At 41.0% G+C, this 23048-nt stretch carries 18 protein-coding genes; 8 read left to right on the top strand and 10 right to left on the bottom strand.

Annotated elements, in window-relative coordinates; all coding sequences use genetic code 11:
• Positions 1-240: 240 nt before the first annotated feature.
• The 5 genes from GPM24_RS21910 to GPM24_RS21890 form a co-directional block, all read right to left on the bottom strand.
• Positions 241-921 carry an esterase family protein gene (locus tag GPM24_RS21910; protein ID WP_158829874.1) on the bottom strand — a complete coding sequence of 227 codons (681 nt, stop codon included), beginning with the start codon at positions 919-921 and terminating at the stop codon, positions 241-243.
• A 115-nt stretch (positions 922-1036) separates the two neighbouring features.
• The gene (locus tag GPM24_RS21905; RefSeq protein ID WP_158829872.1) at positions 1037-1624 is read right to left on the bottom strand and encodes an SGNH/GDSL hydrolase family protein; all 588 of its coding nucleotides are present in this window, start codon (positions 1622-1624) and stop codon (positions 1037-1039) included.
• Between the two features lie 218 nt (positions 1625-1842).
• Entirely contained in the window at positions 1843-4230 is a 2388-nt protein-coding gene (locus GPM24_RS21900) for a glycoside hydrolase family 2 protein (protein WP_233268935.1), read from the bottom strand.
• A 108-nt stretch (positions 4231-4338) separates the two neighbouring features.
• Positions 4339-6930, bottom strand: coding sequence for a cellulase family glycosylhydrolase (locus GPM24_RS21895; protein WP_158829870.1), 2592 nt, complete (start codon positions 6928-6930; stop codon positions 4339-4341).
• A 394-nt stretch (positions 6931-7324) separates the two neighbouring features.
• Positions 7325-7489 carry a hypothetical protein gene (locus GPM24_RS21890; protein WP_158829868.1) on the bottom strand — a complete coding sequence of 55 codons (165 nt, stop codon included), beginning with the start codon at positions 7487-7489 and terminating at the stop codon, positions 7325-7327.
• Between the two features lie 142 nt (positions 7490-7631).
• On the opposite strand from GPM24_RS21890, the gene GPM24_RS21885 reads away from it, so the two are divergent.
• A complete protein-coding gene (locus tag GPM24_RS21885; RefSeq protein WP_158829866.1) occupies positions 7632-8204 on the top strand; it encodes a PhnA domain-containing protein in 573 nt (190 codons plus the stop codon).
• Positions 8205-8301: 97 nt separating this feature from the next.
• Here the strand turns inward: GPM24_RS21885 and GPM24_RS21880 are convergent, their stop codons facing one another.
• The 3 genes from GPM24_RS21880 to GPM24_RS21870 are packed head-to-tail and all read right to left on the bottom strand — an operon-like array spanning position 8302 to position 11056.
• Entirely contained in the window at positions 8302-9345 is a 1044-nt protein-coding gene (locus GPM24_RS21880; RefSeq protein ID WP_199269832.1) for an adenylate/guanylate cyclase domain-containing protein, read from the bottom strand.
• Complete coding sequence (locus tag GPM24_RS21875) at positions 9345-9725, bottom strand: response regulator (protein WP_158829864.1); 381 nt, start codon at positions 9723-9725, stop codon at positions 9345-9347. Before GPM24_RS21875 ends, GPM24_RS21880 begins: the two co-directional genes overlap by 1 nt.
• 29 nt (positions 9726-9754) lie before the next feature.
• Entirely contained in the window at positions 9755-11056 is a 1302-nt protein-coding gene (locus tag GPM24_RS21870) for a sensor histidine kinase (RefSeq protein ID WP_158829862.1), read from the bottom strand.
• Positions 11057-11176: 120 nt separating this feature from the next.
• On the opposite strand from GPM24_RS21870, the gene GPM24_RS21865 reads away from it, so the two are divergent.
• Both GPM24_RS21865 and GPM24_RS21860 read left to right on the top strand, forming a co-directional pair.
• Entirely contained in the window at positions 11177-11755 is a 579-nt protein-coding gene (locus GPM24_RS21865; protein WP_158829860.1) for an HD domain-containing protein, read from the top strand.
• Between the two features lie 11 nt (positions 11756-11766).
• Positions 11767-12636 (top strand): YitT family protein, encoded by an 870-nt coding sequence (locus tag GPM24_RS21860; RefSeq protein WP_158829858.1) that lies wholly within the window; start codon positions 11767-11769, stop codon positions 12634-12636.
• A gap of 88 nt (positions 12637-12724) precedes the next feature.
• Here the strand turns inward: GPM24_RS21860 and GPM24_RS21855 are convergent, their stop codons facing one another.
• On the bottom strand, positions 12725-14257 hold the full coding sequence (locus tag GPM24_RS21855) for a DEAD/DEAH box helicase (protein ID WP_158829856.1): 1533 nt from the start codon (positions 14255-14257) through the stop codon (positions 12725-12727).
• Between the two features lie 268 nt (positions 14258-14525).
• Between GPM24_RS21855 and GPM24_RS21850 the strand changes: the two genes are divergently transcribed.
• The 3 genes from GPM24_RS21850 (at position 14526) to GPM24_RS21840 (ending at position 19869) form a co-directional block, all read left to right on the top strand.
• Positions 14526-15863 carry a sigma-54-dependent transcriptional regulator gene (locus GPM24_RS21850; RefSeq protein ID WP_158829854.1) on the top strand — a complete coding sequence of 446 codons (1338 nt, stop codon included), beginning with the start codon at positions 14526-14528 and terminating at the stop codon, positions 15861-15863.
• Positions 15864-16049: 186 nt separating this feature from the next.
• The gene (locus GPM24_RS21845) at positions 16050-18041 is read left to right on the top strand and encodes a KUP/HAK/KT family potassium transporter (protein ID WP_158829852.1); all 1992 of its coding nucleotides are present in this window, start codon (positions 16050-16052) and stop codon (positions 18039-18041) included.
• Positions 18042-18117: 76 nt separating this feature from the next.
• Positions 18118-19869 (top strand): HAMP domain-containing sensor histidine kinase, encoded by a 1752-nt coding sequence (locus GPM24_RS21840; RefSeq protein ID WP_158829850.1) that lies wholly within the window; start codon positions 18118-18120, stop codon positions 19867-19869.
• A gap of 95 nt (positions 19870-19964) precedes the next feature.
• Here GPM24_RS21840 and GPM24_RS21835 read toward each other — a convergent pair whose 3' ends face one another.
• Entirely contained in the window at positions 19965-20801 is an 837-nt protein-coding gene (locus GPM24_RS21835; RefSeq protein ID WP_158829848.1) for an endonuclease/exonuclease/phosphatase family protein, read from the bottom strand.
• Between the two features lie 288 nt (positions 20802-21089).
• On the opposite strand from GPM24_RS21835, the gene GPM24_RS21830 reads away from it, so the two are divergent.
• A complete protein-coding gene (locus GPM24_RS21830) occupies positions 21090-21704 on the top strand; it encodes a TetR/AcrR family transcriptional regulator (protein WP_439650799.1) in 615 nt (204 codons plus the stop codon).
• Positions 21705-21871: 167 nt separating this feature from the next.
• Complete coding sequence (locus GPM24_RS21825) at positions 21872-22735, top strand: SDR family oxidoreductase (RefSeq protein ID WP_158829844.1); 864 nt, start codon at positions 21872-21874, stop codon at positions 22733-22735.
• Positions 22736-23048 lie beyond the last annotated feature (313 nt).

Below are 23048 nucleotides of genomic sequence, written 5' to 3'. Positions count from 1 at the left end.
AATATTATTCATCATCCCAAACTATTTCTGGCCTTATTTGTATCAAGACCCCTAACCCGCTTATAGCTAGATACAAAGCTTTTTAAAAAAACAGATTGTGGTACTTGAAGAGTTGTCAGAGCTTAGCATGCAATCATTAATAAAGGCTTTTCCAATACCTCTGCCAGTAGTTTACTATATAGTACATCTAGCATTTATTACACTACTAATTTCCGTTTGGCAACTATTGGGTAAGAAGAACTATAAATAGATCTGCACCATTCTTCTCCAATATCTGGGTTTATGAGCTTCGTCTTGCCATATGTATAGTTGATTAGGCACACCTTTATTACTTAAGGTATAACTTAATTGCTCGTTGCAATACTTAAATACATCGTCTACGCCTATCACCATTATGATCTCCATTTTACGTAGATCATGTAAGATATGCTCGTTTTGCATATTTGACAGATACTGCAACGGCATATTAAAGTAGATGTCATCATTATGATAACCATCAAATAGGTCTTTAAAAGTTAGTTGCGAATAAGTAAGATCATATCGGCCGCTCATTCCAACCACTTTGTTAAATAGATGCGGATGCTTCATCGCTAAGTTCATTGCATGATATGCTCCCATACTACACCCTGCTACCGTTATACCCATGCCGCCCACTTTGCTATATATTAATGGAAGAACTTCGGTTAATATATACCCTTCATATTGTATATGCCGTTTGATGCGTACCAGTGGATGAACACCCTGGTTATAGAAACTTTCATTATCAATACTATCCACACATATCACTTGCATTTCGCCCAGGTTTATCTTTTCTTGCATTGCTTCAATTATCCGCCAGTTTTCGTAATCATAAAAACGGGCCATACGGGTTGGAAAAAAAAGCACAGCTCTGCCGCTATGTCCGAAAACCAAAAGCTCCATGTTACGCTGTAATATGGGGCTAAACCATTTATGATACTCTCTGTGCATATACAAACGGATAGAATTATATAAGCTACTGGTTGCAAATCAAGCAACACATTATTAACGCGAGCTTTTATTGCAAGCTATGATTAATTACGTCATGCCATAATTGATATCCCTTTTTACTCAAGTGTAAACCATCGCTATCATACAGCTCTTTTTTAGGTTTGCCCGAAGCATCAAGCATGGCCGAAAAGATGTCAATGAAAGTCCAGTTACTACAATGAGAGGCAATTTCGTTTTGAATTAGCTGATTGGTGTACTTAAACTGAGCGGCTATATTCCAGCGGCTGGGACTTGGTTTTAACGAAACATAATAGCAAGGCAGGTTACCAAACCGTTGTGCCACCCTGGTTACCAGTTGCTGAAAAAATACAAAAACCTCTTCCGGATTCCGGCCATCTCCTAAATCGTTATCGCCGGCGTAAATTATTAATTGTTGCGGCCGATACTCTGCCATGATTCTTTCAAAAAACCAAACGCAGGCCGCTAATGTAGATCCGCCAAAACCCAAATTTACAGGAACTAATTCTTTAAAATCTTCATCAAGGGTTGTCCAAAGTCTGATAGATGAACTTCCATAAAATAAAGTATGGGGTTCGGTTGCCAATTGTAATCGCTTTTTTTCAAGCCCCTTTACTTCATCTTCGTACCAATGCATCTTTTATTAAGTGTATTATTTATAAAAGGATCTTTTTATAAATCCTCTAATTACCTGATTTTTAATTGGCTTAAGATAAGAGAATTTGCACAAGCCGTTAACCAACTTAAGGTTAAATTTTAATAAAGTGTTTTACAACGGCGGGTATATAAATAAATAGCCCCTTCCATTATTTATAAATGGATGGGGCTAAACTCAAAAATAAAAACCAGAATTATTTACTGTGTTTTTATTGTAAGTATTGCTGTTCTTAAACCAGCTCCTGATGCTGTTACTTTAACTACTTCGGACTTGCTACCAGCTTTTATTAAAACGGTAGCTATGCCAGCCTCGGCAGATATGTGATTATTGCCAACTAACTGCGTATTACCTGAAGATGCAAATGCAATCAAATTATTAGCATCCGGAATCAGTGTTCCATCTTTATCAGCAACACAAGCGTAAAATAGCATAGCATCATTTTCACCTGCACGCCAAGCTTTACCGCTTTCATCTGCTTTAAGCACAATTTGATAGGGCTTACCAGGCGTAGCCTGCGATGTAACAACGGCACGCTTTCCGTTTATATACCCTACAGCCTTTAACGTTCCGGCTACACACTGTGGTATCTCAAAGGTAAACGGCGCATGCTTTAAGTTGCGCGAAATAGCATCTGCATCAGGTTGATGTTTTCCGATTGACTTACCATTCAAAAACAGCTCTACCTGCTGGCAATTACTAAATACTTTTACTGTTTTCTGTTTAGCATCATTCCAATAGTTAGCAATAAACAGCATCGGTTTGCCAAATCCTTTTGCATCGGGCACCGGGCCATATTGGCTTTGGTAAAAGTAAAAGGCAAATTTAGGCAACCGGTAAATATCCATCACACCCGATGATTCTATATCACTGGCATATCCCCGCTTATAATCAAACATCAGCCAGTTGGCATCACCAATATTGGGACCGTATAAATTATCATTGTGCGATTCCTGGTAATTTAACGCCTGTTGCAATAAACGCTGCTGACCATCGGTGCGCAATTGACGCGAGTTACGTTCTTCCTGCTTCAGTCCTTCATAAGCTTTTTGGTTGAACCCGGCGTTTTGGGCATAATACTCCCAATCGCCATACTCGGCAATTAGTACCGGCTTTTGACGATCATATTTTTTCCAATAGTCGGGCGCTTTGGCATGCTGACGGGCGGGATTGAACACATCGTAGGCATAACCAATCCAGCCCGAGGTATAGGTATCTTTGTAAGGCAACTCACGGTGGGCAATGGCATTGGCCGTGTCCATATACGGTTTGCTCATATCTGTTTCATTCAGTGAAGCTTCCCATAAAATAATTGAAGGGTGATTACGATCACGGCGAATCATGTCGCGAATGTTTTGCAGACTATTTTTCTGAAATTCTTCTTTACCAAAATATTGCCAGCCTGGTATGGCATCCATTACCAATATACCCAACTCATCACAGGCATCTAAAAATGCGGGCGATGGCGGATAATGCGAACAGCGCACAAAATTGAATCCTGCTTCTTTGATTTTCCAGGCATCGCGATACTGCATTTGGTCAGACAGAGCATAACCCAGTAGCGGATATTCCTGATGGCGGTTGGTTCCTACCAAATTTATTTTTTGGCCGGTGATATATACGCCGGCTGCGTCAATTTTCAGGGTGCGGATACCAGTGTTTATTATCTGCTCGTCAACAACCTTTCCTTTTTGCAGTACCTGAACCTGCAACTGGTACAAATACGGCTTAATTGGCGACCATAGCTGCGGTTGCTGTACAGTTAATATCTGACTAAAACCTTGCAATTGCCCCGCCGCAACAGTGTGTTGGCTGGATAGGGCTGTAGCTACCACCTTGCCTTGCGTATTTACTAAATTAAGCTTGATACTTGCTTGCTGTGCATCAACATTCTGATTACACAAATCTGTTTTTACAGTAAGTACTGCTTTTTGTGATGTAGCTTCATCGGTATGCACAGTAATACCACCACGAGCCTCTAAGTTTTCCTGCACGGCATCACTGATAAAAATTTTGTTTTGCTTAATAAGCCAGGTGCTTCGATACAGTCCGCCGTAATAGTTAAAATCCAAATCTTTAATAGGCTTGCCCGGCGGAATGGCTTCATTATCCTGATTGTTGAGTTTAACCAGAATGCAATTAGGCTGATTGAACAATACTTTATCAGACAAATCGATGGTAAACGGCAGGTATCCACCCAGGTGCTTAAAAACAGGTTTGCCATTCAGGTAAACATCTGCCTCGTGCATGGCGGCATCAAAGCGTATAGCAATACGTTTATTTTTATCTGCTGATGGTAGGGTAAAATACTTGCGGTAATAACAGGTACCCTGCCATTGCTCGTTTACTTTTTTTACAGGCTCCAGGCGGGGTGTATGTGGTAGCGATATTTTCTCCCAATTTATTCTGCTGCCGTTTTCTGTACTGAGTGCACGAACGGCGTTAGTAGTATCAATATCTTTAACAAATTGCCAGTTGTCATTAAAACGATGCTCGGCCGGTTGATTTTGTGCTTTAAGCTGCTGGCCTGCGCCAATCAACAACAACAACAGCCCGATGATATATTTATTCATGTAGTAAAATTTCATATTTATAATAGTAGCCGACTAACAAGACATTACGTTGCCCGCTGATAACTTTACTTAGCAACGGCCTTTTACTTGGTTTTGTATATTTAAGGCGGTGATGAGGCAGTTTTATTTTTCCAGCCAAACCGATTCTACTTCAACACCAAACGCTTGTCCGTAACGGTTTGCTTCTAGCATCTGACCAACAGTTATTTCCAGCTTATCCGCTTCGGTGAGCTTAAAGCCGTTAAAGGCGCTTGCTTTAAACCACAATGGCATAAAACCGGGATAAGGACGAGGCAATAATAAAGAGGAGTCGGGCTTTAATGCTGATAATGGAATTTCGATAGTTTTAAACTCGTTGCTCAAATCCAGATAAGCAGCGTAAGCAGTTGCATCTGTTTGTGTTAAAGCTATTCGCAACTTGGTTGGCAGGGTAGTGGTAGCCCGTGCACGTACCACTATTTTATTAAATGAGGGCACCTCGCCGGCACGACCTTTCAGCTTATCACCCACATATAATTGCATGCCCATAACCTGTTCGGCACGTATGGCTTCCGTTGCCGCCTTAAATACCAGTTGCCCGGTAACCGGACCACTTACAAAGTACGCGCCGCTTGTACGGGTGTATTCAGGAGAATATGGATTGACTTTATCCTGATCGACACTAGCATTAAAAAGGCTGAGGTGCCCGTTGGGTGTTGCTATGAACGATTGCCAATAATCGGCGTTCTGATTGTCCCAACTGTAAGGATTACCTTTATGTGCACCTGGGAATGTAATATAATCAGCACCATTTTGGATAATTACCCTATAGTTTAATATACCTGTAGCGTTAGAATCTGCCGGAATAACGGCAGTATAATCATATGGCGATAACCGCGTCATCTCCATTTGGACCGGCGCATTGAATGGCCGATTGACACTGAGTGTAATTTTAGCGGCCGAATCTATATTGATCACCTTAATATTTACCGTAACTGGTTTACCTGCACCAACCTCAACAAGCGGCGTGTGCACCACGTAAGGTTCGGTTGACAGTGGCTTGGGCGCTACAAACTCATTTAAACCAAGATGGTTGATGACCAGCTCGTTTTTCCAATGGGTGCTGTTTTTGCCTTTTTTCACCAACAGATAAGTACCGGGCTGAATCAGAAAGCTACTCTGATTGGCCTTTGTTCGATAAGTATTTTGCGTGTTGATGCCCCGCACTTCATACTCGCTTCCCAAATCAGGTAACGACAGTTGCATGGGCTGGCTATGCCATTCAATATGTACTGCTTCACGTGATGGAGAGGGCCGGCCGAACGGATCAAGCACAGTAATGGCATCGGGCATTACTTCCAGTCGCCATATGCCATTTTCAAGCTTATCTAAAAAATAGGCGCCGTAGCCACTATATTTTACAACCGGCGAACTGCCCACACCGGTAACATGTTCCAACTGTTTACTATTTACAGGTTGCGTAGTAGTTGTGCCGGAATAATAAAACTCTTTAGGCTTATTCATTTCACTTAACGATTGCTTGTAGCTAACGCGATAAGCATCAAAAACACTATCCTGCGGATAAGTGCCGTACTGTTTGTCGGTCGGCAAGGAGTGAAATACCCGATTAGCTATTAAAAAGCTGATGGCTTTGGCGGGCGTATAGGCCAGGTTTAAAAAATGTGTTTGATACTCGGTATTGCCGTAAGCCGTTGCCAGCGGATCATAAGCAAACTGTGTTGCCCATTGAAAACCGGCTTGCTTAAAACTACGGGCCATAACAGGGTATAGGTACGATTGCAGCATATCCGCCGCATCAAACTCATATATCATGCGAGCTTTGTTTTTAAACTCGGGAATGGTATCGTAAGGGAAAGAATACTTATCAATATTAGGCAGCATGTTGCCTTTTTGCTCGTGCCCGGCTACCAAACCAATAGGGTACCATTGAAAGCTGAATCCGTTTACATTTGATTTGGCTACGGCATCGGCATACCAGGGCGATTCGCTGATGTTATAAAATACTGGTTTTTTCCAGCCTGTGTTGTTGATGGCCGCTTTCATGCGGTTAATGTATTCTGTAGCCCTGGATTTAGATCCGCTGGGGTGCGGCTCGTTGTTGATTTCGGTGGCTATAATAAAATCGTCGGCTATGTAAGTTTTTTTAGTGTATGGATTTACGTGACTAAAAAATTGCTGTAAATAACGCTCTTGCGCTTTAAAAGCTTGTTCATTAACCAAAGCACCTTCTTTACCATATTTATCGCTAAAGCTGCCTGTTCGTTCGTCGCGCTCGGGGTAACCGTTGCCCCAAAAGGCTATAGGTGTTATAATGATGCGGATGCCTCGTTGCTCCAGTTTAGACAACAAGTAATCAAACAAACGCAAATGTTCGTTTTGCTTCAAATTACCTAGCGAGTCGCTGATTTCGGTATCCCAAACATGCACACGAAATGCATCTACGCCCATGCGGGCCATATGGTACACATCTTTATCTATTTCCTGCTCGTGGTTTAAATTCAGCGCTTTTACGGAGCGATAGCCATAGGCGAAGGGTAGGGTATAGTTAACGCCAAAAAGGTAGATGGGCGATTTATCTTTCGTCCACCGGAAAACACCTTTCGCATCTACATAAGTTGGCGGCTTACTGGTTTGAGCCAGACTTGCCCATCCGCTGCCGAGCATAGTTAATAATATAAGTGTTGCTTTTGTAAGCGTAAAGCGCATAGTATTCATTTATAATTAATGTAGCTGTGCAAGAAATTGACTGCAGCAAATTTAGGTTAGCGTACAAAAGTATCAAAAGCTATCAATGGTTTACTGATAAGGCGGCCAACTGTACTTTTTTGTATCCGAACATTGTATAACGCTTAATTAACGGCAAGATAAACGGTTTATTTAAAGTTCCTCAAAACCTAAAAGCGATATTCAACCGGTTATCCTTTAGCGTATTGAAATTTGTACACACTAGTATTAAAGCTTTCATCAGTTAAATGACAACCACTATTTGAACTACAAAGAGTAATTTAATTATAAGGCTTTATTATATGCGCTATACTACTATTGAAGCCAACAAAAAAAGGCGTCTGCTTTAACAGACGCCTTTGTATTCATAGATAGATATATATGGTCAGGCTATAAAGCCTGTAAATGGCTGATGCATAGGTACAATAACCTGATCTTTAACCCGGTTATAAACAGCCTTCAGATTTTGCTTCTGCTTTTCAACAAACAAGATAATATCTTTTTCAACAGTATTGGTTGCAAGTTGGGTGTTTACGTGTACTACTCTCATGACATTAGTATAGCCATTTCCGTGCCAACTTCAGCACAAACTACAAAAACAGACAGTGTAGCTAAACTATTATATCAACTACTATTAATCAAGGTTAAAGCAAGATTAAACCATTACCTTCGCACTTTTTAAAATCAGAAAGATGAATTCATTTCTCCAGGAGCGTAGCGGAAATTGTTGTGAGTTGTGCAAGGCAGCAAGTAATCTTGATGTATATACAGTACCACCTGTTGACTATCCCAATAACCAGATTGTTGTTTGTGACACCTGCTTATCTGAGCTAAATAAAGGCACACAAACTGATAGCAAGTACTGGCGCTTTTTAACAGAAGCTATGTGGAGTGAAGTACCAGCTGTACAGGTACTGTCCTGGCGAATACTCAACATGTTTAAAAATGAAAGCTGGGCGGCCGATAATTTAGAGATGCTTTATTTAGATGATGAAACTTTAGCATGGGCAAAAGCTGTAGTGGAAACTGATGAAGTAGAACCTATAGAGCAACATACAGACAGCTTAGGCGCTGTTCTGCAAAATGGCGACACGGTAGTATTAACCCGTTCGCTTGATGTGAAAGGCAGCCAGTTGAATGCTAAAATGGGCACCGTTGTAAAAAACATACGACTGGTGGCCAACAATACAGAACAAGTAGAAGGCAAGATTGACGGCCAGTTAATTGTTATTCTGACCAAATATCTGAGAAAGCAAAATAGCTAGATCTCAATTGTTGACGAAACTTCAATGCAATGCTCACTAAAACAGTATTGATAAATGTACACTACTAAGCAACAATATACTACAGTGTATTGTTGCTTTACTCCAGCACCTCGTATATCACCACAGGATTGGCTTTGTTTTTCAATGTCACATCGCCAATTTTTGCACACCTGAATGATGATTTCGCTTTAAGGTACGTTTCCTCGTTCAATACAATTTGGTTGGGCTTGGCTGCTGCCTGTAAGCGTTGGGCTGAATTAACAACGTCGCCTATCACCGTATAATCCAATCGTTTTAAAGAAGCCGATCCTATGTTGCCCGACACCATCTCGCCGGAGTTGATGCCAATAGATACCTCAGGTTTGTAGGTACGTCCACCGGCTGAAATTTCAGGCACATTAGCCAGCTGTGCTTTAACAGATAATGCTGCATCAATGGCACGGTCTAGGTGGTAATTTCCTCTGAATACGGCCATCACCGCATCACCCATAAACTTATCTACATGGCCCCCCTGCGCTATAATTTCTTGTACAATTTTATCAAACAGGCCGTTTAGTAACCCCACCACGGTATTAGCAGGTATCTGTTCTGTTATAGCAGTAAAGCCACACACATCTACAAACATAACGGTAGCATCAAGCACTTCGTTTTTAAGCAAGCTGCTTTCAAACTCTTTATGTGTCATGAATTTTAGTACGTTTTCATCTACGTACATTTTCAGGATGTTATTTTCTTTAATGGCCTTGATAGTTTCCTGCAGCTGTTTTACATGGTCAATGGTTTTTTGCATGGTTAAGTCCAAGTCGTCAAAATCAACCGGCTTGCATACAAAATCAAAAGCGCCCCGGTTCATGGCCATACGAATGTTTTGCATATCGCCATAAGCTGATACTACCACCGCTTTAACCATAGGGTTAGCCTCGGGCAGGTGGCTAAGCAAGGTAAGGCCATCCATCACCGGCATGTTAATGTCCGAAAGTATAATATCTAAATCGGGATGAGCCTCTACCTGTTGCAGCGCCTCGGCACCATTACGGGCAAACACAAACTGGTAGACGTTTTCACGTATTTTGCGGCGAAACTTCTGTTTTATTAGAATTTCCAAATCTTCTTCATCATCTACAACCAGTATCTTAGCCATTATGCTATTAATGTTTTAAGTTTATCCTTTAACAGATTAAAATCGAGCGGCTTGGTCAAAAAGTCATCAGCCCCTTTTTGAATAGCCTGCTGATAGCTATCCTCGTCGCCATAGGCTGTTATCATCATTACTACAGGCGGTGGCGGCATATTATAATCATGCCGGATATGACTCAACAACTCCAGCCCGCTCATGCCGGGCATATTGATGTCTGATAAAATCAATACAACTTCCGAATGTTTTTCCTGCAAATAAACAAGCGCCTGTTCGCCCGACAAAGCAAAGTCAAATGAAATTTCGCCGTTGCGGATCTCTTTACGAAACCGCTGTTGAAAAAGCGGTTGAACGTCCGCCTCGTCGTCTACAACCAATATCTTCATATACGTGGTTAAATATAATTATAAGTTAATTATCTGGGCAGACTGATTGTAAACTGTGTATATTCTCCTTCCTCAGATTCTACGTTAATAGTTCCGCCATGGCCTTTTACTACAATATCATAGCTTAAAGATAAGCCTAAGCCTGTACCCTCACCAGTAGGTTTGGTTGTAAAAAAGGGCTGCATAATTTTGTCTCTTACCTCTTCGGGAATACCTGTGCCATTGTCTTTTACGGTAATGACAACTTCGTTATCGGTAGTCGCTGTAGTTAGTGCAACCGTTGGTTTGTAGTCAGCGCCAGCCGTTTTCCGCTTTTGATGAGTGGCATAAAAAGCATTAGTAAATAAGTTAAGCAACACCCGTCCTATATCCTGTGGTACTATATTGATTTTTGGCAGGTTGCCATCCAAGTTTGCAATCAGTTCGGCATTAAACATTTTATCTTTAGCCCTTAGGCCATGATAAGCCAAACGCAAGTATTCATCAGCAACCACATTAATATCCGTTGGTTCTTTTTGCCCGGTACTGGCGCGCGAATGCTGCAACATGCCTTTCACAATACCATCCGCACGTTTGCCATGATGGCGGATTTTTTCGAGGTTTTGCTTGATATCTTCGGCTATGGCAATAGCTTCTTCCTTGTCGCCTTTATTCAATTCCTCTTCCAACTCATCAATCAACTCGGCACTTACTTCCGAAAAATTATTTACAAAATTTAAAGGGTTTTGAATTTCGTGAGCGATACCGGCTGTTAATTCACCTAACGAGGCCAGCTTTTCCTGTTGTATCAATTGTGCCTGGGTAGCTTTTAACTCCTGTACCGTTTGCTGTAATTCGTTTTTTTGACGAGTAAGTTCGGCGGTGCGCAAAGCTACCAGGGTTTCCAACTCCGAATTTTTTTCGGTTACAATTTGCACTTGTTTTTGCTGCTTTTTGAAGGCAGCCCCCCTACCAAAAATCCACATAAAAGCACCCAAAATCATAAACTGGTAATACATATTCAATTTAGGACTACCATCGCTAAAGAATTCCGCTACCGCATAAATACCAGAAGCCAGAATAAGAGGATAATGCGTATTGGCAAACGGCCAAAAAGGTCTGAAGTCGGACTCACGATTAATATAAGTTACATAGCCCCACAACACCAAACTGCCCGTGATGTCACTAAACCAATTATCAGAGCGGCTGGCTACCACAAGGTAAAACACGATCACGCCCCAATTGGCGAATAGCAGTATGCTGCGCCACTTGGGGTACAGCTCTGTTGTTTTGATGTTTTTTTGAATATGCTGCGCCAGTAAAAAAGCAGCCAGATACGGAAAAAGATGCATTTAAAAGCAATGGTTTAGTTGTGAAATAAAGGTAGCAGTTTAAAACAACAAATGTGTTTTTAGTAAATGCAATTTTAAAATACAGAGTTAATATATTTATTGCAGCCAATACAGATGATTATGCAATTCGAAAAGGCGGTACAATATATACTGGATAAGCAAAGCAAGGTGCTTTCGCCTGATTTATGCTATCATAATATTGACCACATAAAAGATGTTTATGAAGCCGCCCGGCAAATTGGTACTGCCGAGGGTGTGACAGCTCATGAACTGCAGCTACTGCTCACGGCCGCCAGCTACCATGACGCCGGTTATTTAAAGCAGGCCAAAGCACATGAAGAAGAATCGTGCCGGATTGCCAGAACCGTTTTGCCTGAATTTGAGTATACACCCGAAGACATAGAGCGCATATGCGGTATGATCATGGCCACACGTCTTCCGCAAACGCCACATAATCATCTAGAGCAAATTTTGGCCGATGCCGATTTAGATTACTTGGGGCGTGATGATTTCTTTACTACCGGCCAGCAACTGTTTGCCGAACTGCAAAACTTTGGCAATATCGGCTCCGAAAATGACTGGAACGCTATGCAGGTTAAATTTGTGGAAAGCCATCAGTATTTTACACAAACGTCAATACAACAACGGCAGGCTAAAAAAGACGAAAATTTAGCCGCGGTAAAATCTAAAATTAAGTAAGTTTGCTTGCAATGAAAGGCTTAAACTTACCACACTGGCTTACTGACACACTTTATACCGTAGCCGGAATTTTATTTTGTGGATTTGCACTTAAAGGTTTTTTAGTACCCAACAAATTTTTTGATGGCGGCGTAACCGGTATTTCGCTGCTATTACATGAGTTGTATGAGCTAAATATTGCTTACACCATTGTACTGGTAAATATCCCTTTCATTATTATGGGAGCCTTTCAGGTAAATCGCAAGTTTGCTTTTCGTACGCTTGCTGCGGTTATTGGCTTAGGGCTGTGCTTGCAGTTTGTACATTACCCGCAAATTACCAGCGATAAATTATTGGTATCTATTTTTGGCGGGGTGTTTATGGGTATAGGCGTGGGCTTAGCCATGCGCGGTGGCTGTGCATTAGACGGCATTGAGGTGCTGGCACTTTACACCGGCAAACGCATCAGCTTTACCATTAGCGAAATTATTTTAGGCATCAATATTATCATCTTTTTAATTGCTGCGCTTGAGCTAGGTTTGCCTACGGCGTTATACTCTATCCTCACTTACTATACGGCATCGCGTACCATTAACTTTGTGATAGAAGGCCTGGAAGAGTATACCGGGGTTACCATTATATCAGGTCAAAGCCAGGTAATTAAAGAAAAGCTGGTTATGGAACTGGGCCGTGGCATTACCGTTTACAAAGGCGAGCGTGGCTTTTTGAAAGAAAGCTTTGACATTAGCCAGCCGGTAGATATTGTATTTACGGTAGTTACCCGATTGGAAGTAAGACGCCTGCGCAACATGGTGCACGATATTGACGAAAAAGCCTTTGTGTTTACCAGCTCGATAAAAGAAGCTGCCGGTGGCGTTTTAAAACGCAGAGCCAGACATTAAATATTGCAAGCACCCTTCTTTTTAAGATAAAAGCCTCATCAGTTATACTAACTAATGAGGCTTTTTCTTTGTCAATTTTTATTTACTACTAGCCAGCCATCTTTTGTAAGCTTCTCTCCCTCATAACTTCCTGAATCTGTGCTTTCAATTTTGCTTTGTAATCTTCCTGCAACCATTCCAGATAATTTTTGGTTACCTTATTTAAGCACTTGCCATATTGCTTCACCCGCCATTCAATTTCTTTATTCAACTCTTCTGATAGGGCAATAGCATCCGCAATGGTATCGCTGTTATCGGCGCACATCAATACATGCTGTTGTATCGAATCGGCAATTACTGTGCTGGCTTTTTGCTGATTTTCGATAGCATCGTGATAAGCTTTCTGCACGTCGAATGAAATTTCCAAACTGTTCGGAAATTTGGATCGCATTTCGGACGGCATGCTGTGCGACTCATGAGTTAACTGGCTATGTATACTTTCGCAATACGCCTCAGGGTTTTCAAACACATACTGCCAGTCTACAGCTTTGCTCCAATCGCCAAAGCGATCGGTATTGTTGCCTAAATCAATAATGGTAAAATCCTTTTTGCGTGGTAACCTTCTGGAACCACGCCCAATCATTTGGTGATAAAGTGTAAGCGAGGTAGTAGCCCTGTATAAGATGACGCTTTGTACCGTTGGCTCATCAAAGCCCGTGGTTAATATAGACACCGATGTAAGTATGGCATTCTTGGTATTTTTCAGCCACTTTAATATCTCGGCCCGCTCTTCGGTCGAGGTTTCATTATCCAGGTGCCTGGCCGGATAACCGGCATCATTAAACATTTGGCATACGGCTTTAGATGCAAAAATACCGTTGTTAAAAATCAACGTCTTTTTGTTTTTACCGTGCTCTTCATAAGCATGCAACAGCAATTCTAACATTGCCGGTGATGAATAAAGTTCGTCGGAGGTACTCACCGTAAAATCGCCATAGGCACCTGTTTTTAAAGTATTCAGTTCCACATCATACCGCCAGGTAGTTGGCCGGGCTAAAAAACCTTGCTCAATCAATGAACCAATGCTCTCGCCAATTACCAGTTCGTTGTAGGTATCGCGCATAGGGCAGCTGATATCCGAACTATAAGGTGTGGCCGTAACGCCTATAATTTTAGCTTTGCTAAATTTATCCAGCAATTTCTGAAAAGAGTTATGGTGGGCTTCGTCAATAATCACCAAACCAAAATCATCAGTATCAATCAAACCTTCATTGATCCGATTATTCAGCGTTTCAACCATGGCTACATAACAGCGGTACTGCTCTCTTTTACTTATTTTTTTTACCGAACTGTTAATTACTTTATTTCTGATGCCCGCTCCTTTTAAGGTAGATGAAGTTTGATTACACAGTTCCAACCGATGTGTCAGGATAATAACTTTGCTGTTATAACTGTTCAAAAAACGATTCGCTATCTCCGAAAAAATTACCGTTTTGCCACCGCCCGTGGGTAATTGATATAACAACTTATAGGTATCCGGCGCTTGCTCAATTTTATCGAACAAAGTGTTGATATCCGCTTGCTGATAATCATAAAGTTCGGTATGCGGTTTTACTAAAAAAGAATTGCTGTTGTTTTCCATTCTGGTCTGTCTCACTAGTCGTCATTCGACATTTCGTAACGGCAAATGATCTATCCATAACAATCAAGAATGCAGCCAAATTTTGCAATACCTTAGGTGAAATAATTTATCATTTCCAGGAAACCATGTCATTTTGAAAAGGTACGTATCAAAGCCCAATCAACGCAAGTTGCTTTGGAATTGATTTTCAGCACGTTAACCAACAAGCACCCATATGGCATTAACTTAGCTAACCAAATTATTATTTTTACACCATTCCCATCCCGATATGACACCAGCCATTTTAATTATTGATGACGAAATTAAACTAAGCCAACTATTAGCCCGGATTTTGCAATTAGAAGGTTATGCCGTTAAGCAAGCGCCAACAGCAAAAGAGGGCCTGAAAATATTGTCGCAAGATGATATTTTGGTGGTAATAAGCGATGTAAAATTGCCGGATGCAAGTGGGGTAGAACTGGTTCAAACCATTAAACAACAAAAATCGTTTGTGGAGGTAATTTGCCTCACCGCTTACGGAACTATACAAGATGGTGTAACCGCCATTAAAAATGGCGCTTTTGACTATATCACCAAGGGCGATGATAACGATCGCATACTGCCTTTGGTAAGTAAAGCTGCCGAGAAAGCACAACTCCAATTCAAACTTTTTCAGCTAGAACATAAATTAATTAATAAACACAATTTTAACAGCATCTTAGGCAAATCAAGGGCTATTACTCAAACCATTGACCTGGCCAAACGCGTGTCTGTAACCGACACAACTGTATTGTTATTAGGTGAAACGGGTACAGGTAAAGAGGTATTTGCCCAAGCCATTCATTACAATAGCCAGCGCAACCAAAAAAACTTTGTAGCCTTAAACTGTAGTGCATTTAGCGCCGAACTGTTGGAAAGTGAGCTATTTGGTTACAAAGCCGGCGCTTTTACCAGTGCACTGAAAGATAAAAAAGGCTTGATTGAAGAAGCAGATGGCGGCACTTTGTTTTTGGACGAAATAGGAGAAATGAATATAGACCTGCAAGCTAAACTGCTGCGGGTGCTGGAGGCGGGCGAGTTTATTAAACTAGGACAAACCAAAACACAAAAGGTAAACCTTCGCATTATAGCGGCTACTAACCGCAACCTGGAACAGGAAGTTGAAAAAGGCACTTTCAGACGCGATTTGTTTTACCGGCTCTCTACTTTTACGATAAAGCTGCCGTCACTTAATGAGCGGATTGAAGATATTCCGCTTTTGGCTGAACATTATCTAAAGGAATTTTCGGCAAAAACCAATCAGCAAGTTAAAGAAATAGGAGCCGACTTTATACAGCAATTAAAAGATCACCAATGGAAGGGTAACATTAGGGAGTTGAAAAACATTATTGAACGGGCCGTTATCATTGCAGACAATAAAGTATTGACACCTGATTTACTCCCGTTTGAATTTGCCGGCAATCGTGTAACTGATAATGGTTCTTTCGAATTAAGCGAGGTAGAAAAACATCACATTAGTAAGGTACTGAGATATACCAAAGGAAACAAAACAGAAGCTGCCCGCCTGTTGAATATAGGACTTACTACCTTATACCGTAAAATAGATGAGTATAAAATTATGGTTTAGGGTGTAAATTTATCGCTGATGAACCTATTTAAACCCTACCAAAATGAAAAAATGCCTTTTCATTTTGGTAGGGTTTAATTTTCCAACGTTTCAGCAAAAAGCCTTGCATTATCAAATTAGCGAGGTTTTTTTCATTATGGTATACCCCTTGCCTATGCCCAGAACATAATTATTGTTTAGGCAACTATGAACTCCCCTCATTTTAAAAAGCTTTCGGGCGCCGGCGTACTTATTACGCTGGGTATTATTTTTGGCGATATAGGCACTTCTCCGCTTTATACCTTTCAAACCTTATTAAAAGAAGGCGGCCGTGCAGATGCATTTTTGGTATTGGGTGCTATCTCCTGCGTTTTTTGGACGCTAACCCTGCAAACCACTTTCAAGTACATCTTCATTACTTTACAAGCTGACAATCGGGGCGAGGGCGGTATATTTTCATTATACGCCCTGGTTAGGCGTTACGGTAAAAAATTAATGATACCGGCCATTATTGGTGCAGGCACCCTACTGGCCGATGGTATTATTACGCCACCCATTTCAGTAACATCAGCCATTGAAGGTTTGGGATTAGTACCGGCTTTAAGCCAGCATTTTGTGGCCGGCAATGAACTTATCATCAGTATTGTGATTGGGATATTATTGCTGCTGTTTTTCTTTCAGCAATTTGGAACCAATGTAGTTGGTGCGGCGTTTGGGCCGGTAATGCTGGTGTGGTTTTTAATGCTGGGCACACTGGGCATGCTACAAGTAGCACATTATCCCGGTATTTTTAAGGCACTTAACCCGGTATATGCCTGGGATTTGCTTACCGAGCATCCTCACGGCTTTTGGCTTTTAGGTGCCGTATTTTTGTGTACCACCGGTGCTGAAGCATTGTATTCCGACTTAGGGCACTGCGGCCGTAAAAACATTCAGGTCAGCTGGATATTTGTGAAAACCTGTTTGGTGCTTAATTATTTGGGGCAAGGTGCCTGGGTACTTACGCAAAACAAGTATCAAACCATTCACGGCGTTAACCCGTTTTTTGAAATTGTTCCTCATCAGTTTTTACTGCCGGCTATTGGCATTGCCACCCTGGCTACCATCATTGCCAGTCAGGCGCTTATCAGCGGGTCATTTACACTCATCAGCGAGGCCGTAAGTATGAATTTCTGGCCGCGCATTACCGTAAAATATCCAAGTAATATTCGCGGACAAATCTATATTCCAAGCATCAACTGGATATTGTGCTTTGGGTGCATTGCTGTGACGCTATACTTCAGAACGTCCGAGTCTATGACGGCCGCTTATGGCTTTTCTATCACTATAGCCATGCTCATGACTACCGTATTGATGTATTACTTTATGCGTTATGTAAAACACTGGCCGGTGTGGTTGGTAGTGATTATTCTGTGCGCTTTCCTGAGTGTTGAATTCTCTTTCTTTGTGGCCAATGCGGTTAAAATTGTAAAACGGTTATTCTTCCTGGTGTTTGAAGTAGGTTTAATTTTCACGATGTATATATGGTACCGCGCCCGCAAAATCAACAACCGATTTCTACACTTTGTTGACCTGAAAGACTACATACCCATGTTAAAAGCCATGAGTAGCGACCAGGGTATTCCAAAATTTGCCACACATTTGATTTATTTAACCAAGGCTAACAGCAGTAAGCAGATTGAGCAAAAGATTATTTACTCTATACTAAGCCGTAAACCCAAACGCGCCGATGTTTACTGGTTTATACATATTGAACGTACCGACGAGCCTTATACCATGGAGTATACCGTTGAGGAACTGGAAGACGATAAGGTAATACGCCTGGAATTCAGGATAGGTTTCCGGATACAACCCCGCGTAAATGTGCTGTTCCGCAAAGCCGTTGAAGAAATGATTGCCCGCGGCGAACTGGATATTACCAGTCGTTATGAATCATTAGGCAGCTATCATTTGCCTGCCGATTTCCAGTTTGTAATTATGGAAAAATTCCTGTCTTACAACAACAACTTTAGCCTGAGCGAAGGCTTTATCCTGAACAGTTACTTTGCCATTAAGCACCTGGCACAAAGTGACGCCAAAGCATTTGGCTTGGATACCAGCGAAACACGGGTAGAAAAAATCCCGATGGTAGTTAATCCGCTCAGCAATATTAAACTCAAGCGTTTAGATTTGCAGCCTAACTCAAACGCTATACTTTAAGCAAAAGATAGTTTATAGATTACTTCAAAGCTTGTCCAAAACTCGCTGTTAGTGAAATTGACTTAGCAATACTGTCATGAAAATAAAAAATAAATTAAGACTGGGATTCGGCTTCCTGTTCCTCATTACCTTGTTTTACGGGTTGCTGTCTCTGTTTTATATTCAGGATATTTCTAAAAGTGCCAAAATCATTCTGAAAAATAATTATGAAACCCTTAACTATACCAAAGCCATGCGGGCGGTGTTGGACGATAATGCTTTGCCGCTTAGCCCAAATGCGGTAGAAATATTTAACGACCAGCTAAACGACCAGGAACATAATATTACCGAATCTGGTGAGAAACCGGCAACCGCTCACTTACGACAGGCATTTAACCGCCTAACATCTGCCGGAACAGACATAACGCAGCTACAGCAAGATGAACGTACTGTACGGCAGCAGCTTCGCGCTATTGAAACCTTAAACATGCAAGCCATCGTTCGTAAAAACGACCGTGCACATGAAGCTGTTAACAGGGCTACTTTGTTACTTAGTTTAGTGGGCACCTTTACTTTTTTGATATTGTTCAGCTTCAGCGTAAACTTTCCGGATGTGATAGCAGATCCGTTACGCGCTTTATTGGAAGGTATCCAGGAAATCAGCCAGAAAAATTACAGTCAGCGCCTCAATTTTGATAAAGAAGATGAATTTGGCGAAGTGGCCCTGGCGTTTAACACCATGGCATCCCGACTTAATGAATGGGAAAACAGTAACCTGGCTACAGTACTCTCTGAAAAACGGCGAATTGAAACCATCATTGAGCAAATGCAGGATGCCATTATAGGTATCAGCGAAAAGCGTGAAGTGCTATTTATTAATGACGCAGCCCGCAATCTGCTCAATTTAACCAACGAAAAAGTCATCGGACAAAACATTGATGACTTGAGTAAGGGTAATGACCTGCTAACGCATATTCTAACCAATAAAGCAGGCAACAAGCCCTTTAAAGTAGCTGTAGACCACAAAGAGGCTTATTTCCAAGCCGAAAGCCGCGAGATTACCGTACCTAACCTTAATAACAAGCAGGAAGATGCTTTGCGCATTGCAGGTGTATCGGCCGGTATGGTTTACATTCTTAAAAATGTTACCGAGTTTAAGGAGCGCGATGAAGCCAAAACAAATTTTATTGCCACTATATCACATGAACTAAAAACGCCCATAGCGGCGGTTAAGATGAGCCTAAAACTGTTGAAAGACGAACGTGTAGGCAGCTTAAATACAGAGCAGCAGGAGTTATTGGCTCATATAGAAGATGACAATGCCCGCTTACTGAAAATAACCAGCGAATTATTGAACCTATCGCAGGTGGAAACTGGTAATATTCAGCTCAACTTTGCACATATAGCACCGGCACAGATTATAAATTATGCCCTAGCGTCCATACGTTTTCAGGCCGAGCAAAAAGGGGTTCAGATAGATGTTTTACAAACAGAGCAATTACCGGACGTATATGCCGATGTAGAAAAGACAGCCTGGGTATTGGTCAATTTTTTATCTAATGCTTTGCGCTATAGTCCGGCTAAATCAAAAGTAGTTATCCAAGCCCGTCAGCAGAACAATCAGGTTTTGTTTTCGGTAAAAGATCAGGGCAAAGGAATTGACGAGCAGTATCAGAAACGTTTATTCGACCGGTATTTTCAAGTACCTACCGATGGGCAAAACAAGTCGGGGTCGGGTTTGGGTTTGGCTATCTCACGCGATTTTATTGAAGCACAGCAAGGCAAAATATGGGTTGAAAGCGCCATTGGCGAAGGCAGTATATTTAGCTTCTCATTACCGGTTGTATAATCAAAAAGAAACTAATTGTCTGACATCAAAAAAAAGCAGTGTTCTTTTGAGACACTGCTTTTTTGTTTTAAAATGATTTTTTGTTGCTACTAGTATTAATAAGCCACCTCTGCCAGAATCGGAAAATGGTCTGACGGGAACTTACCATGATAACTGTCTGTTAACACGCCCCAACGGATCACCTTAAAGTTAGTAGTAGTAAAAATATGATCGATGATTTCATCATCCTTGTTTCCGCGAAAATCGTTAAAGGAGCCGTTGTTCATATAAGGGTGTGCCGCCTGCGTATAAGTATCTTTCAGCAAGCCTGATGTAGCTACCCGTTTGTACCACGAACTATTATGATCGCCATTAAAATCGCCGGTTAAGATGACCGGTTCTTTGCCGGCAATAGAATTAATTTTTTGCAAAATCAATTTACTGCTTTCCTCGCGGGCTACAACACCCTGATGATCGTAATGCACATTGAAGAAGTAAAATTTCTTTTTCGATTTTACATCCTGCAAATATACCCAAGAACAAATGCGGTTACAGCAGGTAGCATCCCAACCCAATGAAGGCTTTTCGGGCGTTTGCGATAACCAAAAGTTACCGCTATTCAGCACTTTAAATTTATCTTTTCTGTAAAAAATAGCTGAATGTTCGCCGGCATCTTTACCATCATCCCGGCCGGCACCAAAGCGTTCGTATTCGGGCAATATTCTTTTAATATCATCTAACTGATTTGGTAAACCTTCCTGGGTACCAAAAACGTCAAACCCATGAAAACGTATTAATGAAGTTAATACCGGAACACGGTTTACCCAAAGGTTACCGGTGTCGCCAGGGTTTGCCCAACGCAGGTTATAAGTACCCACAATAAGCGTTTGTGCATAGCTGCCCAGGGTCATGAAAACGGCTATGAATAAGAAGATGCTTTGTTTGATTTTCATGCGGCTAAATATAATTCAAATTTTCACCAACATAAATTTTGGCTGGATTTAGAATTTACTGCGGTTTATAAACAGAGCTACGACGCTGGATATTGACCGTTTCAACATATCGATATATAACATCATTTGGCTGGCATATTTTCACTATTGATTCACAAATCATATTAAGTCAATGTTGCGAACAAGGCAAACATTCCAAAATGAAAAATTGGTGCATCATCCCTTTTTTCCACCAAACTTAAAACAAATTGAAGCAACAAACGTCCTAAAGTGACTTATAGTCATTTTATGAGCACAAGAAACAAGCATCTTTCCAGATCTCAACGAGAACAGCAAATTATCAATGCAGCGGATCATGTATTGACAATTGTTGGCGCTCAAGATTTTACAATTGATAAGGTTGTTGCTCATTTGAGTGTAGCTAAAGGCACTATCTATAAGTATTATAAAAGCAAGGATGATGTTCTTGCTGAAGTGAGTGTAAAGGCACTGAACGTATTGCTTGACCATTTCAAAGCAGTAGTTGAAAAAGAAAATGATCCATTAAAAGCGTTAAAGGCGTTAATAATGGCGTTTTACAAATACTACTTAAAATATCCAAAATATTTTGAACTGTTTATCTATATGGAAAGACCCGATTTTAAAAGCAATATCCAGAGCTACCTGAGTATAAGCTTAGAAATAAAAAATTATTTCACCGAACATCTGATAAGATGCCAGTTGGCAGGCTTAATTAAAAAAAATCTGGACCCTTCGTACTGTACTTATATGATATGGGGAAGCTGTATGGGTTTGATGAATTTTATAGAAGCAAAAAAAGTATTCATAGAAGAGATTGTGAAACTTAAAAGGAAAGACCTGCTTGACCTGTATTCGGAGATTGTGGTAANTTGTGAAACTTAAAAGGAAAGACCTGCTTGACCTGTATTCGGAGATTGTGGTAAGTGGAATGATGTCCTAATTTTTTTTTTCGTAAAATGACTATCAGTCATTTTATTGGACAGGCATAAATAAGCTTACTACTTATTTAAACGTCTTTAAAATAAATACGTAACTAAAATAACTGAATTATGATCTTAGTAACCGGAGCTACAAGTGTTATTGGACAAAAACTATGTCAACTACTTGCTGAGAACAAGAAAGCGTTTCGTGCAATGTGCCGAAAAGAGGACCAATTAGAGAAACTGCGTAAACAAGGCATAGACGCAGTTTTGGGTAATTTCGAAGATACAGATAGTTTAAGATCGGCTATGAAAGGCTGCACGTCTCTATTTTTGGTTAGTCCACCCAATGAGAATCAACTTGAATGTGAAACAAAGGCCATTAACGTGGCAAAACAAGAACAAATAGCTTACATAGTTAGAGTCTCTGCATCTGATGCGAATTTGAGGTCATCAGTGCCATGGGCCAAGGCTCACGCTCATATTGACCACCACCTGCGTGCATCTGGTATAGCCTGGACAATACTTAAACCTACTGCGTTTATGCAAAACTTTTTGACCCTAACCAAGCCCATATCAAAAGGTTTTTTACCACAGGTTGGGGGCAAGGGGCTGGTGGGCTATATAGATGCACAGGATATAGGCCGGGTTGCTTACCATGTTTTAACAGAAGCGCATCATAAAAGAGCTACTTATTATCTAAATGGTCCAGAGGTGTTGGACATGAAAGAAATAGCTTCACAAATATCGAATGCCGTAGGCAAAAAGATACGCTATATAAATTTACCTTCATTTGCGTTTCGCGTACTGTTAAGGGCCTCCGGAGCATCCCGATGGTTAGCAAACGGCCTCATTGAACAATATGCAGAAGTAGTTGCAAAAAATCATGACCATGACCTTGGCGAAGAGGTTTTCCGACTAACCAATCACCACCCGCGTTCCTTTCTTGAATTTGCAAAAGAGAATAAAGATGAATTTTTGAATAAAAAATAAATCTTGATATCAATTGGAGAATACGGAAGCTTTGACCATTACATTCCGCAAATCAGGGGTCAATCATTTTGCAAAATTTTGACCACGTTAACGTTTAATTATATGGAAGTAGTTCGGTTTTTGCTTTGCACAAACATATGCGCAAAAAAGCATAAAATCGTATGCTTTAAGCCTGCGTATTCTTTAGCGTGCAAGAACCTTAGGTTTCTTTAAAGCGCAGTTAAAATAAAAAAGCCTGTAAATGATTAAATTTACAGGCTTCCGAGATTTTCAATTCTCCTTTTTTGTGGGAGCAACAGGATTCGAACCTGTG

It is taken from the genome of Mucilaginibacter lacusdianchii (assembly GCF_009770985.1).
In the GTDB taxonomy this organism is placed as follows: Bacteria; Bacteroidota; Bacteroidia; order Sphingobacteriales; family Sphingobacteriaceae; genus Mucilaginibacter; species Mucilaginibacter lacusdianchii.
Note: the sequence above shows the minus strand (reverse complement) of the source record. Positions and strands in the feature narration are given on the sequence as shown.